Annotated in this window: 11 protein-coding genes; 2 read left to right on the top strand and 9 right to left on the bottom strand. The window is 68.4% G+C overall.

Annotated elements, in window-relative coordinates; translation table 11 throughout:
- Positions 1-107 precede the first annotated feature (107 nt).
- The 6 genes from AB0M65_RS22600 to AB0M65_RS22575 all read right to left on the bottom strand — a co-directional run bounded on the left by AB0M65_RS22600 (position 108) and on the right by AB0M65_RS22575 (position 8,093).
- Positions 108-917 (bottom strand): hypothetical protein, encoded by an 810-nt coding sequence (locus tag AB0M65_RS22600; RefSeq protein ID WP_364030636.1) that lies wholly within the window; start codon positions 915-917, stop codon positions 108-110.
- A 63-nt stretch (positions 918-980) separates the two neighbouring features.
- Entirely contained in the window at positions 981-2,066 is a 1,086-nt protein-coding gene (locus AB0M65_RS22595) for an HBL/NHE enterotoxin family protein (RefSeq protein ID WP_364030633.1), read from the bottom strand.
- A gap of 24 nt (positions 2,067-2,090) precedes the next feature.
- A complete protein-coding gene (locus tag AB0M65_RS22590; RefSeq protein ID WP_364030630.1) occupies positions 2,091-3,218 on the bottom strand; it encodes a hypothetical protein in 1,128 nt (375 codons plus the stop codon).
- Positions 3,218-3,760, bottom strand: a complete 543-nt coding sequence (locus AB0M65_RS22585; RefSeq protein WP_364030627.1) for a hypothetical protein — start codon at positions 3,758-3,760, stop codon at positions 3,218-3,220. Before AB0M65_RS22585 ends, AB0M65_RS22590 begins: the two co-directional genes overlap by 1 nt.
- 40 nt (positions 3,761-3,800) lie before the next feature.
- Positions 3,801-5,681 carry a BTAD domain-containing putative transcriptional regulator gene (locus tag AB0M65_RS22580; protein ID WP_364030624.1) on the bottom strand — a complete coding sequence of 627 codons (1,881 nt, stop codon included), beginning with the start codon at positions 5,679-5,681 and terminating at the stop codon, positions 3,801-3,803.
- Between the two features lie 174 nt (positions 5,682-5,855).
- Positions 5,856-8,093, bottom strand: a complete 2,238-nt coding sequence (locus AB0M65_RS22575) for an NB-ARC domain-containing protein (RefSeq protein ID WP_364030621.1) — start codon at positions 8,091-8,093, stop codon at positions 5,856-5,858.
- Positions 8,094-8,186: 93 nt separating this feature from the next.
- Here AB0M65_RS22575 and AB0M65_RS22570 point away from each other — a divergent pair, with 93 nt between their 5' ends.
- Positions 8,187-8,822, top strand: coding sequence for a response regulator transcription factor (locus AB0M65_RS22570; RefSeq protein WP_364030706.1), 636 nt, complete (start codon positions 8,187-8,189; stop codon positions 8,820-8,822).
- A gap of 243 nt (positions 8,823-9,065) precedes the next feature.
- Positions 9,066-10,007 carry a hypothetical protein gene (locus tag AB0M65_RS22565; protein ID WP_364030618.1) on the top strand — a complete coding sequence of 314 codons (942 nt, stop codon included), beginning with the start codon at positions 9,066-9,068 and terminating at the stop codon, positions 10,005-10,007.
- Positions 10,008-10,081: 74 nt separating this feature from the next.
- Here AB0M65_RS22565 and AB0M65_RS22560 read toward each other — a convergent pair whose 3' ends face one another.
- The 3 genes from AB0M65_RS22560 to AB0M65_RS22550 form a co-directional block, all read right to left on the bottom strand.
- Complete coding sequence (locus AB0M65_RS22560; RefSeq protein ID WP_364030615.1) at positions 10,082-11,536, bottom strand: M28 family peptidase; 1,455 nt, start codon at positions 11,534-11,536, stop codon at positions 10,082-10,084.
- A 32-nt stretch (positions 11,537-11,568) separates the two neighbouring features.
- Positions 11,569-12,768 (bottom strand): MFS transporter, encoded by a 1,200-nt coding sequence (locus AB0M65_RS22555; protein ID WP_364030612.1) that lies wholly within the window; start codon positions 12,766-12,768, stop codon positions 11,569-11,571.
- A gap of 346 nt (positions 12,769-13,114) precedes the next feature.
- Positions 13,115-14,143, bottom strand: coding sequence for a radical SAM protein (locus AB0M65_RS22550; RefSeq protein WP_364030609.1), 1,029 nt, complete (start codon positions 14,141-14,143; stop codon positions 13,115-13,117).
- Positions 14,144-14,648: the final 505 nt, after the last annotated feature.

The following is a 14,648-nucleotide window of genomic DNA, read 5'->3' as shown; positions in this document are numbered from 1 at the left end:
CGGTCATGACCCAGACGGAGGGGGTGTGGGAAACAAGAGACACTCAACGTCCCTGTTTCCCACACACCCTTCGCCTTACCCCTCAATAGCCGTCACGACCGTCGTGGTCAGGCCGCGCCGGCGCGCAGCATTTCCAGGCTGCCGGACAGCGACTTCAGGAACAGCGTGGCGGCCGCCGGGTCGGCGGCGGTGGCGATCGCGGCCTCGCCCGCGAGATCGGCGCTGAGCAGCGACGTCACGTTGTTCAAGTTCTGCGTGGCCGTGGTCAGCTGGCCGATCGCGGCGCCGAGTTCCTTGCTCGCGCCGATCACCGTCTGGAGGTTGTGCGCCTGCAGGCCGACCGACTTGAGTTCGTGATCCGCCTGGGCGAGCGCTTCTTCCGTGCTCTTCCCGTACTGGATCTGGCTGGCGATCTCACCGGCCGCCTGCGGCACGAACGGGATGAACGTGCCGATGATGGTGGTGATGCTGCTCTGCTTGTGCACCGCCGCCGCCTGTGACGCCCAATGCTGGCGCTTCGCCGCGAGCCCGGCGAGTTCGGTGTCGAGCCGCTCCTGCTGCTTCGACACCTTCGCGATGTCCTCGCTCAGGCCGTCTCTGAAGGAACCCAGCCGTGTCACGACCGACGGAAGTTTCGCCCGCTCGGCCGCCAGTTCCGTGCCCACGTCGTGCAGGGCCTGGGTCACCACGCCCAGCGGGGTGCCGCCCGCGACACCGGTGATCAGGCCGGAGAGGACGCCGAGGGTGTGCGAAGCGAACTTGACGATGTCGCTGCCGACGGCACGGACCTCGGGCAGGACGTCACCGCCGGTCCGCACCGCCTGCGAGCGGACGTCCGCGATGGGGCCCGCCAGGATCGGCACCTTCGCGAGCGTGCCGATCAGGTCGTCGACCTTCTTCACTGCGATGGAAAGCATCTGAACTCCTTTGTGCCTGGCCGTGGCCGGTCGCCGCGGCCGTCCGAGCCCGGTGGGGACGGGTCAGGCGGCGGCCGCGACGTGGCTGCGGATCAGGTCGCCCGGGGTGGCCTTGGTGTCCACCGAGGTCCGGACGCCGGTAAGCTGTCCCTTGATGATCGCGATGTCCTGTTGCGTGGTTTTGACCGCGTTCTCCGCCGCGTGGGTGAACAGCAACCGCAAACCGTCCACAGTGGTCTGTCCTTTCTGGACGTCCTTGGCGAGGCCGCCGAGGTCGTCACCGAGCAGGCTCCAGGCGTTGACCATGCCCTGGGTGGCGGTGGCGGCGCTGCTCGCGGCCGTCGCGAGGTTGCCGAGGCCACTGCGCAACCCGGCGGCGAGGGTGGTCTCCGCCTTGAGTTTCGCCTTCTCCTGCAACAGGTTGCTCTTCAGATCGAGGAGCTTGGCCAGGGTCAGCGAGGCCGCGACCTCGCCGCCGATGCCCGCCGCGGCGACGGCGACTCCACCGATGATCAATGCCGTGGACAGGCCACCGGTCACCGGTTCGGCCAGCGCGCCCACGCCGACCATGAGGACACCGCCCGCGATGGCCAGGCCGCTCAGCACGACACCCGTGATGGCGCCGCCGATCTTGCCGTCGATTCCGCTGAGCTGGTCGTCGAGCGATTTGAGCACACCGTGGTCACCGTCCACGATGGCCGCGAGGTCTCGCGAGTATTCGTTGAAGGCCGCGGAGTTCGTGGTGAAGCCGTCCCGGAGGGTCTGCAGCTGGGTCGCGACCGCCCCGGCCTGACCCTGGAATTCGACGGCCTGCTCCTGCACGATCTTGAGCAGCGCGATGGCTTGTTGTGCGGAGGTCCCCGGTTGCAGTGAATCGGCGAGCGCGTTGTGCAGCTGGAAATAGAGCTCGATGTCGGCAATCGTCTTGATCGCCTGCGGCAGCACGGTGTTCAGGTAGAGGTGCGCCGAGTCCTTCGCGACGCCGACGCTGTTGTTGATCTTGACTTGGAGTGGCAGGAGCTTCTTGAATTCGTGGAAGTCGACGTTCGGCTGATTCATCGCGCTGAGTGCGTAGCTCTGTACGACGACGGCGTTCGACGCGTGTTCTTTCGCCGCGCCGACCGCTTTCGTGATCGCGGTGGTGGTCATGGTCTTCCTCGTTCCGGGTAGGGCTTACGGGGTACGTACGAGCAGGGGGCCCACGTCCGGGATGAGACCCCGGCCGCCGGCGACGGCCATCCGCGCGTGGCGAAGGCGCGCGCTGAGCTCGGCCCAGCCGTCGGTCACCTTGGCCAGGGCGGCCTCGACGGACGGCCGGGTGTCGAGCGCACCGTCCGTCCGGGCGAGGCAGGTCTCCCACGTGGTGGTGACGTTCGCCGCCGCGACCGCGGTCAGGCGAAGCGCACCGGCGTACGCGGTGATCTGATCGGTCAGCGCGGCCGCGACGGCCATCGCCGCGTTCAACCGGTAAAGACGCTGGTAGAGCGCGGCCAGTTCGACGTTGTCGCGTTTGAAGGCGGCGATCGCGGCATCGAGACCGGTGGCACCCGACGACGCGGTGTCCGCGCCGGTGTCCCCGGCCCGTTCGACGTCGATGCCGGTGACCGAGAACTTCTTGCCGGTGTCCTTGGGCTTCTCACCGGCCTTCGGCGGGGTGGTGTCCTTGCCGCCGAAGTCGGTGAGGATCCCGGTGGCGAACTTGACCTTGTCGGTGAGGAACCCTTTGACGCCGGAGCCGACGGCCTTCGCCTGGGTGACGACGGCGTTCACGTCGTCGTCGAGCGCCTTCACGGTCGCGGCGATCCCGGCACGGGCCTTCGCGATCGCCCCGTCCGGGCCGTCCAGCGCCGCGATCTCGCTCTTCAGGACTCCTGCCAGCGTCGCCACCTTTGCGTCGGCCCGGCCGGCCGCGGCGGTCAGGGCGTTCGAGAGCCGCAGGGATTTCGCGCGATAGGCGTCGAACTCGGTGACGACGGCGCCCGTCACGACGGGCACCTGCCCGTCCGTGTCCAGCCGGGTGATCGTCCTGTCCAGCCCGGTGACGAGACCGGCGGCACCGTCAGCGTCGGAGAGGCCGCGGATCAAGTCGGGGAGAAGCCGGTCGAGAAAGTAGGCGGTGCTTTCCCCGACCTGCTCCTGCGCGTCCTGGATCCGGGCCGCGAGCACCTCGTCGGGTACGAAGCTCGCGGCGTTCTCCTGACGCGCCAGTGCCAGCGCGCGGGCCTGTGCCGCGATCCCAGTCGCGACCAGCCGCTCGACGTCGTCGGCGAGAGTCAGTGGATCCAGTGCTCCCGCGGCCATCAGCCCAGCTCCACTGTGGACGCCCGGTAGGCCTCGTCGAGATCGGCGTAGTTGCCGTCGAGATCCGCTTCCATGTGCTGCCGCGCCTCGCCCACGGTCGTGAACCGCCACAGTCCTTCGTTCGGGTCGAGGTACAGGAACTGCTTCCCGGCGTCGTCGCGATGCCAGAGCAGGGCGTGCGCCGCGCCGGGGCCGAAGATCGAGAACACGGTCGTTCCGGCCAGGCCGGTGACGGCGCGCGTGGGCGGACCGAAGTCACCGGCATCGACGGCGGTGTCGGGGATGGTGGCGCTGACGGCCAAGCCCTGAGCGCTGATGAGCTTGTTCCGGTCCATGTCGCTGTTGATCAGGTACGCCGACTGCACGATCGCCCACTTGCCGGGCTCCAGTTCGCCGATCGACACCCCGTCGGCCCGCCGTCCCTTGGCGACTCTGGTGAGGATCACCTTCGCCAGGTCGAGGCACATCGCCATGCAGTAACCGGCGTCCAAGGTCAGATTGAACTTCTTGCCGTTGTCGGTGGAGAAGATCTTCTCTTTCATCTCGGTCCCTTTCGCCACGGTGAAGCGGACGGGAACGAGTTCAGCGCGGGTCGCTTGGCGGTTTCTTGGGGACGGCCAGTGAACTTCTTGGAGCGCGCCGGTCCGCGCGCACGGCGGCGAGCCGACGCCGCCACCGCGACCGGGCGAGCGGCGGGATGTCGGCGTGGATCACGCGACGCACGAGTTCGTACCGGAAGCGCAGCCCGGTTCCGGACTCCACCAGCACCCCGGCGAGCACCGCGAGGTCGAGCGCGTCCTGGAGTTGTTCCTCACCGAGGTCGGACGCCTCGGCCAGCAGGCCGACGTCGAGGTGGAGACCGTGCACCGCGGCCGGGTCGAGCGCCTGCCGTGTGCGTTTCGGCAGCCGGCTCAGCTGATAACGCAGCACGTCGACGACGGCGGCGGGCACGTGGCTGAACCCCGCTTGCCCCTCGTCGGCGATCTGCCGCAGGATCTCGCGGAGGAAGAAGGGATTTCCGCCCGATCTCCGGAACAGCGCTTCGGCCGCTCGTTTGTCGCCCGAGCCCAGCTGGGCTCGGGCGAACGCCGCCACCCCCGTACTGGTCAGCGCCCGCAGTGTCACCCGGTCCGCGCCGTGCCGCGCGAGCCTGGCCAGTGTCCGCGCCAGGACGTCGCCGGGTCTCCCGGTCCTCAACGTGGCGAGCAGCAGGACCGGCGCGGAATCCAGCAGAGCGGCGACATCGGCGAGCAGCCGCAGCGACCCGTCGTCGGCCCACTGCAAATCCTCGACCACCACGAGAACCGTTTGCCTGACGGCGAGCTCCCGCAGGTGCCGCGTGATCGCGAGATGGTGGGCGAACCGCGAGTCGTCGCCCGTGCCCGGCACAGGGAACAGGTTCTCCGGGACGGCACCGCTCAGCTGACCGACGATTTGCCGCCACAGCCACAGCACGGGCGCCGCCCCGTCCTCGTGTGCGGTTCCCCTGCCGACCAGCCAGCCGAGCGCACGGCAATGCTCCGCGAACGTCTCCGCCAGATAAGTCTTCCCGATCCCCGGTTCCCCGTCGACGATCACCAGTTGCGGACGTCCGCTCCGATCGACCGCGCGCGCCGCCTCCACCAGCCGGTTGAACGGCGTCGTCCGGCCGATCGGTCGCGCGTCGGGCGCCCTTCTCGGCCGCGGGACGACCGGCGGCTCGCCGAGTTCGGCAGACTGGTCAAGGAGAGCCGTCTCCAGCCGGCGGACCGCGGGCGAAGGATCGACACCCAGGTCGTCACGCAACCGCGTGGAAAGCCTGCGCAGCACCGCCAGCGCCTCGCCCTGACGTCCACAGCGGTAAAGCGCGAGCGCCAGATGACGCCACAGGGATTCCCGCAGCGGAGCTTCCGCCGTGGTCTCGGTGAGCACCGGGATCACCGACCACGCGCGGCCCAGCGCCAGTTCCGCCTCGGCCCAGAGCTCCTTGGCGAACAGCTTCAATTCGGTGAGCCTGCCCAGTTCCGGCGCGATCCAGTGCTCGTCGGCGAGATCCGCGTACGGCGCGCCACGCCAGGTCGCCAACGCCGCGTCCAGCAGACGGACGGCTTCCTCCGGCACGCCATGGGCCAGCGACGCGGCCGCGGCATCGACGGCGTTCTCGAACCTGGCCACATCCACCGAACCGTCAGGCGGCTGAAGCAGGTAACCGGGCGCGCGGCGGACGAGTAACCGCGGGGGTTCCCGTGGCCCCCTCTCCGGTTCCAGCACCCGTCGCAGGTTGGACACGTAGGCGTGCAGCCCGGCCACCGCGCTGGGAGGCGGACGCGTCGGCCACAGGTCGGCCACCAAGGTTTCGACCGGCACCACGGTGCCCGCCGCGATCAGCAGCCGCGCCAGTACCGCCCGCTGACGCGGACCACCGAGCGGAATCGCACCCCGGCCGGTCCGCACCTCCAGCGGACCCAGCGCGAGGAACTCCATCCGCCCCCCAAATGCCCGGTACCCGTCCTCTCGCTGAGGTCAACTGAGTCACTACCGACACACTGTGCCTGCCGAATGGTCTAGTGACTACCCGCCGAATGGTCTATCGATTCACGGAGTGGGCGGTAGCGACGCTAGATCCACCCGCGACGACGCGGCGACGGCAGAGCGCGTTCAGGAAGGGGCAGGCAGGAGCGCCAGTTCGGCCAGCGCCTCGTCGCGCCGGGCGTGGGCGGCGGGTTCCTCGGACAGTTCGACGACCAGCGTGAGGCATTCCCTCGCCTCTTCGACGGCGCCCGCTTTCCGCCAGGCACGTCCCTCGTTGAGCGCGCAGATCGCTTCCACCGGCGTGAATCCGGCCTCCCAGGCGAGCCACCGGCTGGTGCGGTAGAGACCGGCGGCCTCCTGCCATTCGGCGAGAGCCGCGTGTACGTCGCCCATGCCGCGCAGCGTCATCGACGTCAGCATGCGGTGGATGTCGGGGTAGGCGTCGTGTTTGCCCGCTTCGGCTTCTTCCAGGACGGCACGGTGGATGGCGAGTGCTTCGGCATGGCGCCCCGCCTCCCGCAGCGCGTGCCCGTAGACGTTGCGAGCCGAGCATTGCCCGGTCCAGAACGGCAGTTCGCCCGCCAGCTCATATCCGCGCTCCGCGTGTCCGAACGCCTCGGCCGGCTGGCCGACGAGCCGCAGGATGTAGCCGAGATAGATGTTCGCCCAGGCGACCTCGGTGCGATCACCCGCCCGGGTGGCGATGTCGAGCGCGTGGCGATGCGACGCCACCGCGCCCTCGGTGTCGTCGAGGCAAACGTGGCGGGCCCAGCCGAGGAAGTTGAGCAGTTTCGCTTCGGTCACCACGTCGCCGACGGCGTTGGCCGAGTCGGCGCCGAGGGAGAAGATCTCCCACCAGGGCCGCTGCTGGCTACGCCCGTCGGAGTACCAGTGCATCGCGGCGGCGAGGTCGGCGACTTCCCGGTGCCATCCCTTGCGTGCCGCCGTCCGCTGTGCGGCGACCCAGTTGTCGCCTTCGGCGTCCAGCCAGGTCCGGGCGTCGGCCCGGGAACCGAACCGCCCGCTTTCCGGGGCCTCGGGGAAGAACAAGCGGGCCGTATCGGCCGCCTTGTCCAGTAGATGGGTGAGCACGAGGTCCCCTGCCGCGGGGTCCTCCTCGGCCTCGAACCGCTCGCCGGCGAACAGGCGGATCAGGTCATGGAACTGGTACCGGTCCGGTTCGGCCGTGGTCTGCAGCAGGCTGGCGTCGACGAGTTCGTCGAGGTACTCGCGGACGTCGGCGTCGGTGGCGCCGGACACGACGGCGGCGAGTTCCGGGCCGAAGCTGCTTCCCGGCACGGTCGCGAGCCGCCGGAACAGCGAGCGCGCCCCGGTCGAAACCCCGCGATAGGACAGGTCGAAAGCCGGGCGCAGGCGCAGATCACCCGCCGAGAGCGCGCGTAGCCGGGTCCTTTCGTCGCGCAGCCGCTCGACCAAGTGGGCCAGCGACCAGCGCGGCCGGGTGGCGAGCCGGTTACCCGCGATCCGGACCGCGAGCGGCAGGTACCCGCACAGTTCGACGAGTTCCCGTGCCGCGCCGGGCTCCGCGTCCACCCTGTCGGCGCCCAGGATCCCGGCGAGCAGGACGATCGCGTCGGCGTCCGAAAGCGGGTCGAGCGCCACCCAACGGGCACCCTCGAGGCCGGCGAGGGTACGACGGCAGGTGACCAGGGTGAGACAGCCGGGGCCGGTGAGCAGCAGCGGCCGAACCTGGGCCTCGTCGGCGGCGTTGTCGAGGAGCAGCAGGATCCTGCGGCCGTCGACCAACACCCGCAGCAACGCGGACCGGTCGGCTTCGGTCGCGGGGACCTGACCGGCACCGACACCCAGTGCGCGCAACAGCCTGTCGAGCGCCGTCCGCGCGCTCAGCGGTTCCTCGTCCATACCGCGCAGGTCCACCGCGAAACAGCCGTCCGGGTAGTCCGGGCGCAGCCGGTCCGCGGCCGCCATCGCCAGCGCGGTCTTCCCGACACCGGCCTGGCCGACGACGGCCACCACACCGCCGCCTTCCGCGGCCCTGGCGGAAAGCAGCGCCTGTTCGTCTTCCCGGCCGCACAGGTCCGTGATCGGTGACGGCAGCGCGCAGGTCGCCGTCTCGGGAGCCGGGCCGCGACGCCGCCCCTGTTTGGCGACGGCGAGGAACAGCTCCCGGTCGCCGTCGGTCAGGCCGAGCGCGTCCGCGAGCACCTCGGCCGAACGTTGCTGGGCCGCCTTGGCCCGGCCGCGTTCCAGCTCGCGCAGGGCGCGGACGCTGAGGCCGGACGCGACGGCCAGCCGCTCTTGTGTCCAGTTCAAGGCTCGCCTGTGCTCCAGCAAGAGCTTGCCGAACACCGACGGCTTTTCCTCTGACTCGACCGGATCCATCGTGGTCCATTCAACCGGCAGGCTTTCGCCACCGAAAAGCTGCCCCCTCCACGCTGTTGCCGCGCCGTCGAAGGAGCCGGTTGCATGACTTTCATGTCGACGATCCTGATCACGCCTGCCCGGCCCGCTGTGCAGGCCGGGAAACACCGTACGGTCCGGGTCGCCGCGCACGCCACCGATCCGCTCGTCCTGGCGGGCCTGCGTAGTGCGCTCGGCGGCGGGACGGGTATCACCTTGCGCGACGACCCCGCGGACGCCGACGTGGTGGTCGCCGTCGAGCCCCATCGGCTTCCCCCTGGTGACGCCCGGCTGGTGCTCGTGGCGGACCGCCTGAGCCAGGCCGAACTGTGGGCTGCCGTCGAACGCGGGCTGGCCGTCGTCGTCTCGCGGACCGAGTTGACACCGGCGAGGTTGCTGCGGGCGGTCGACGACGCGCACGCCGGCCGCGGCGATCTCCCCGCCGATCAGCTCGGCGACCTGCTCCGCGGAATGTCACGGCTGCACAAGGAAGTCCTCGCGCCGCGTGAGCTCACCCTCAGCGGGCTGTCGGAGCGCGAGACCGAGCTGCTCCGGCTGCTCGCCGACGGGCTGGACACCAGCGAGATCGCGCGGCAGGTGTCCTATTCCGAGCGCACGGTGAAGAACATCCTGCACGGTCTGCTCAGCCGGTTCGGGCTGCGCAACCGCACGCACGTCGTCGCCTACGCGCTCCGCGAAGGCCTTATCTGACGAATCGCTGTCCACAGTGGATGGTCGGTCGTCAAGAGTCGTTCGGGTACAAAGCTTTGCACGGGTGACCAGACCGGTTTCTTGTACGGTTGGCAGTGGGCGGCGGCTCACCTCGGTGACCCCCACATCGACAGTGGGCCGCTCCCGTCCCGCTCGGCCCTGCTGCGTCTCCGTAGGCGATGTCAACGTTGTCAGCGTCAGTTCCCCAGCGCCGGCCGCGTTCCCCACGTCTCCGGATATCGGGTGCGTGACCACGAGCTGGCCAAGGTGAGCGCCACCTATGCCAGTACCGGCAAGCAATGGGGAAACCTGCATGTCCTGCCCTCGCCCTATGACAACGAAGTCGCCGTCGGCAACGCCTGGTTCCTCACCGCACAGGCCCAGTTGCCCTCGACGCGGGACGAGTTATACGGCACCGGGAAGATCCGCTGGCTGAAGCAGCTTTTCGTGGACCGGACCGGGACCAACGGAACGTGGAGTGATATTCAGGAACGGGCGGCGGGCGTCGAATACCGTGCCGGCCAGCGGTCGGAGGAGGACTGGAACCGCGCGGTCGTCGGTCCGTCGCTGGCGAGACTGGCCAAACGGTGCGTGACGGCGACACCCTCAGCGTCCAGCTGCCGTTGCTGGCGGCGGGTGGTGATCATGTCAGCCTGTCGGCGGTGGAGGGCACCACCCGGCTCGTGCGAGACGGGAAGGAAATCGGTGTCGTACCCAAGGTTCCCGGCCACATCTGGCCGAGCACCGGCCCGGGTGGCCTTCGCCGTGCCGTCGGAACCCGGTAACTACACGCTGACCATCGATGCGAAACGGCCGGACGACGCCAACGCCGACCTGTCCGGCAAGGTGGTCACCACCTGGAACTTCCGCTCACAGCGCACGGCAGGCGAGACGCCGCTACCGCTGATGGTCCTGCGGGCGACTCCGGCGCTCGGGGCGGCCAATGACGCCTGGCGGTTGCTTCCGCTCGCCGTGCCGATCGAGATCGAGCGCTCCGCGGGAACGACGGGCGTGGTCCGGCGGGTCACCGCCGAAGCGTCGTCGACGGCGGCAAGACCTGGCACCGGCAGTTCGTCGCCAAGACCCACGAGCACTGGCAGGCCTATGTCGTGGCGCCGCTGTACAGCCCGTCCTCGTCCGTCTCGCTGCGACTTTCCGCAGAGGACTTCAGTGGCGCTTCGGTGACGCAGACGGTCATCGACGCCTACCGCTTGCGGTGAGCGCCGTGGTGGCCGGGCACGACCGCCCGGCCACCACGGCTATCGGCTTCCAGGCGCCAGGGATTGGACGGCGTACCGGCCGGTGGTCCAGGCGATGGCTCGGCCGAACTGGTCGAAGATGGCCGGGTTGACGTTGTCGAGGGTGTCGCACGGCTGGTGGTAGCAGTGGTCGAGCATTTCTCCCGCGGTCCCCCCGAACAGTGGTACCCACTCTGCCGGTTTGAGGGTTTCCGCGCCCGCGTTGACGCCTCCCGCGGGGATACCCGCCTTGATGAAGGGGGAGTGGTCCGAACGGTCGTCGAGTACGAGTCCGACGGTGGGAAGGTTCTGCCCCGCGAAGTAGTCGTTGATGGTTTTCGTGATTTGTTCCGACCCGGCGGGCGCGGGGCCGCCGGGTGTCTGTCCGTTGTAGACCTGGCGCGCGAAGTTCGGTGAACCGATCATCTCCAGGTTCAGGTACAGGCCTGTTTCCCCTTGCTGTCGGCGGCTCAGCTGATCGACGTAGTACTGGGAACCGACGAGGCCTTTTTCCTCGGCGTCCCACCAGGCGAACCGGACCCGGTTCTTGATCTCGCGGGCGTAGGGGGCGAGCTGTCGCGCGATCTCCAGTTGCATTGCCGCGGCGGCGGCGTTGTCGTTCATTCCGGGTGTGGTGTCGACACTGTCGAGGTGGGACCCGACGACGACGGTGCCGGCTTCGGCCCCGCCAGGGGTGTCGGCGATGAGGTTGTATCCCCTGGTGGTGATCGGCCGGCTCCGCAGATCCAGGTGAAGGGTGACTTCGCCCTGAGCGGCATCGGCTTTCAGTTCTTCGGACTCGGCTCGGGTGAGGGTGGCGGTGGGGATGCGCGCGGTTTCGGGTGGCACGATCCGATGCCGGATGTTCATGGTGGGGTTCGTGTAGTTGACGTTCATCACCAGCGCGGTCGCGCCGGCGTTGGCGGCGGTGACCTGCTTGAGGGAGGTGGCGCAGCCCCCGGCATCGACGAGCACGATCTTGCCGGTGACATCGCCGCCGGTGTAGTCCTCCGGCGTGCACCCGGTCGCCTTTCCCGCCGGTTCGCCGAGAGCGGCGGAGATACCGGTCTCGGGGGTGGAGACGGAGAAGTAGGCCAGCAACGGGTGCAGCACGCGGCTGACCGGGGCCGTTTCGGTCGCCGTCTCCGCGACCATCGCATAGTCCGGGAACGTGAACTCCTGGCGCCGCACGAGATAGCCGGCGTCGGTCAGTGTCTTGGTCACATACTCGGCGGCCGCGTCGTAGCCAGGGGAACCGGAGACGCGGTTGCCGCCGTGAGCGTGTGTTGCCTCGGAGATCGCGTTCAGGTGGTGCCCTGCGTTGTGGCCGGTCACCTCGGCAGCCAGCACTTTCGCCAGCCACCACGGATCGGATGCGGTGGCGGGCGACGCTGCTGTCGTGGCCGTGGTGAGCAGGACGCCGACGGCGGCCAGCGAGGACAGAATCCGGCGCTTTTTTCTCGGGTGGCCATTCATCGCCAATCGTTCCTCCCAGTGGGTGTCGCGGGCTACCGCGGGGAAGCGGTCGAGGTCGGAGACGTGGTCGCGCCGGTTCGCAGGGTGGAGCGCAGGAGCAGCGAGAACGCCGCGGCGCCGGCGGCAGCGGCCGCGGCGGCCAGGAAGGTCGTGGTGTGGTCCCCGTTGTTCCAGGTCACGAGCTGTCCGGCGAGGGCGGTGCCGATTCCGTTGCCCACCCACATGAAGGTGCTCATCCACGCGAACGCTTCGGTTCGCTGCCGGGGCGGGGCCACCTCACCGAGCGCGATCTGGTGCAGCGTGTCGCGCGGGCCACTGACCAGCCCCACGGCGAGCAAGGCGGCACCGGCCAGGACGAGTCCGGGCGCGATCCCGGTAGCGACGAGCAGTACGGCGGACGCGGCGTGGAAGGCAATGAGCTGGCGGCGGGGGCGAGCCTCTCGACGCCGTGCGCCGTACCCGAGTGCGCTGACCACCGCACCCACCGAGTAGGCGCCGAGCAGCACCCCGGACAGGCCGGGAGTTCCGTCCGACGCGGCAGCGGCGGACACCCCGACGACGACGCAGCCGAACGCCAGCATGTCGCAGGCGGTGATCCCCAGCAGCACCCGGACCTGTCCATCGGCGAGGGGGCCGAGGACAGGTCGGCGCTGAGAAACCTCACTGGTCGATTTCGTGCTCGCGCGTGTCCGCAGCGCCGGTACCGTCACCAGGGTCAGCACACCGACGACCGTGCATGCCCCGGCCACCGCTACGGCGGCAACCGGGGAGGCGAGCGCGACGAGCGCCGAGACCAGCAGTGTCCCGGTCACCACCATGACCTCGTTGAGCACCGCGTCCAAGGCGTAAGCGGTCCGGGTGTGTTCGGCGGGAACGATCGCGGGCCACGCGGATCGGATGACCGGTGCCGACGGCGGTGTGGTCGCCCCCAAGGCGATGGCGGCCGCCACGAGTACCCATGCGGAGGCCTGCTGCGTCATGCCGATCACCGCCACCGCATAGGCGATGGCGTGGACAGCGAGTGCTCCCAGCAGGACAGGGCGGGGATGGAACCGGTCCACCAGTCGCCCGGACAGGGGCACGCAGACCGCGAGCGCGATGGAGAACCCGGTCAAGGCCACACCACCGACCGCGTACGAGCCGTGTGTGGAGACGATCGCCAGCAGCATGCTGAGATTGAGGATCGGTGCGGCCAGCCGGCTCGCGATCAGTGCCAGAACCAACCGCGGCACACCACGAAAGCCGAACAAGTGCCGATACGCCCGCATTCAACCCCCAGCTCATCTTCGTCAATGGATTACCGACGAGTCCCTCTGATGCTGTGGCCCGATGCTAGTGGTATTCACCATGGCGATGCTCCCGCCCGGAGGCGGGAGCATCGCGCTTGGCGGTCATCTGCACTGACAGGGTCAGTGGGAGACCGTCGTGGGGGGCCAGTACGTCACCTTCGTGGGGGGCCAGTAAGCCATGGTCGTTCACCTCCTCTCCGCCGTGAAGGAATCGGGACACCAGAGAGACGCGCTGATGCCCCAGGAGCCGGAATCTGTGGAGAAATACGCGGAAGTGGAAATGCCGGCGCTAACCGGACGTTCCGGAGAATTGTGGTCGCCGGTCAATGCGGGCACGCACGGCTTCCGACCCGAAATGGTAGTCGATGCGCCGGGTGGCTTCGGCCCATTCTTCGACCGTGCGAACAGTGGAGAGCGTTTCAGTGACGAAGGGATGACTCCACCGCTCGATCGCACGCTGCCACAATGTCTCGCCGGACTCGTCGAGGAGGCTGCCGACGGTACCTTCGTAGATTGGCATCGCCCTCACCTCGCCATCAGGCTCGATCTGCAAAGCCGAGAAGTTGTCGACGCCCTGGACCGGATTCATTTGCAAGTCGAGATTGTCCGTGCAGGTGACGGTCACCGACTGAGGCGCGAGTGACTGCAAATGTCGAGCCCACGCGGCACTGCCCAGCTGTTCGACCTGGGCCTCGGAGAGCAGTTCATGCTCCACGAACCCTGATCGGCTGGCCAGACCGGCCGGGATGACAGCGCCCAGATCGAGCGACTTCAGCGCCGGGAAGCGGGGCGCGATCGAGGTGCACATCTGCTCAAGACCCTCGAAGTTGCTGCGTACCACCACGGTGTCGATGCCGAACTGGAACCCGGGTGGGGCACCGTCGAGCACCGCGTCGTCGAGCATCCGCAACGCCGCCATGGCCCGCTCGAACGAGCCGGCACGTCCGCGAATCCGGTCGTGCACCTCCGCGCTCGCGCCGTCAAGGCTGATCGTCACCGTACTGCAGCAACGCATCAACTCCTCGACCATATCCGGCTTCATCGGCCATCCGCCGGAGTAACACACGACATGGATGCCTGCTTGTGACAATCGCTTCGCGACCTCGAATATCCCCTTCACCACGAGCGGTTCGCCGCCTGCCAGCGCCACCATTTCCGGCTGAAGCTCGATAATCGAATCCACTATCCGTAATTGCTCACTCAGGCTCAATTGACGAGTCGGCCGACGTCCGGATTCGGAGTAGCAATGGACGCATCGCAAGGGGCATGCGTAGGTGACATCCCAAATTATGTTCGTCGGCCGAGCGGGCGCACTCATTCTCAAACCCCCCTGTGATACATCCCCATAATCCGCTTCCTTCTGCTTGCTTTTTCACGCTACCGCCGCCGCGAACGCCCTCGCAACGGCGGGATAACGATTACACTCGGTCGGCGCAATAGCCGAACACTGCGTAAACGACCTTCGTGAACCACCTATTTCCATCAGAGCGGGCAAGCTCAACTACGCGATTCGAACCAAGGGAGCAGACTGGCCGCTGTATACGGAATTGGACGCACGTCAACAGGGGCTGGCTATCGGGCCCTTGAAGAGTCCGCTCGCGCCGCCGAATCCGTCACGCCACGTTTGCCTTACCCCTCAATGGCCCTACCTGTCGCTCACGACGCGTTCGGTGTGCTCGGGTACTGGCGCCCGTTGCTCGCCTGAGGTACAGGAAGGCCCCCTTGCTTGCGCCTAGGTACAGGAAGGGGGCCTTCATGTACTTGGGTTGCGCGTGAAGGCCCCCTTCCCTCGGCTCAGCCGAGGGAAGGAGTCCTTCACGCGC

Origin of the sequence: Amycolatopsis sp. NPDC051071 (assembly GCF_040682875.1) — a bacterium.
Classification (GTDB): domain Bacteria; phylum Actinomycetota; class Actinomycetes; order Mycobacteriales; family Pseudonocardiaceae; genus Amycolatopsis.
The sequence above is the reverse complement of the archived record's forward strand: the minus strand, read 5'-3'. Positions and strand labels throughout refer to the sequence as shown.

Excerpts from the sequence above, each read along its gene's own strand:
- AB0M65_RS22590 (WP_364030630.1), bottom strand. The coding sequence starts at position 3,218 with ATGGCCGCGGGAGCACTGGATCCACTGACTCTCGCCGACGACGTCGAG.
- AB0M65_RS22550 (WP_364030609.1), bottom strand. The coding sequence starts at position 14,143 with ATGAGTGCGCCCGCTCGGCCGACGAACATAATTTGGGATGTCACCTAC.
- AB0M65_RS22595 (WP_364030633.1), bottom strand. The coding sequence starts at position 2,066 with ATGACCACCACCGCGATCACGAAAGCGGTCGGCGCGGCGAAAGAACAC.
- AB0M65_RS22600 (WP_364030636.1), bottom strand. The coding sequence starts at position 917 with ATGCTTTCCATCGCAGTGAAGAAGGTCGACGACCTGATCGGCACGCTC.
- AB0M65_RS22560 (WP_364030615.1), bottom strand. The coding sequence starts at position 11,536 with ATGAATGGCCACCCGAGAAAAAAGCGCCGGATTCTGTCCTCGCTGGCC.
- AB0M65_RS22585 (WP_364030627.1), bottom strand. The coding sequence starts at position 3,760 with ATGAAAGAGAAGATCTTCTCCACCGACAACGGCAAGAAGTTCAATCTG.
- AB0M65_RS22575 (WP_364030621.1), bottom strand. The coding sequence starts at position 8,093 with ATGGATCCGGTCGAGTCAGAGGAAAAGCCGTCGGTGTTCGGCAAGCTC.
- AB0M65_RS22580 (WP_364030624.1), bottom strand. The coding sequence starts at position 5,681 with ATGGAGTTCCTCGCGCTGGGTCCGCTGGAGGTGCGGACCGGCCGGGGT.
- AB0M65_RS22570 (WP_364030706.1), top strand. The coding sequence starts at position 8,187 with ATGTCGACGATCCTGATCACGCCTGCCCGGCCCGCTGTGCAGGCCGGG.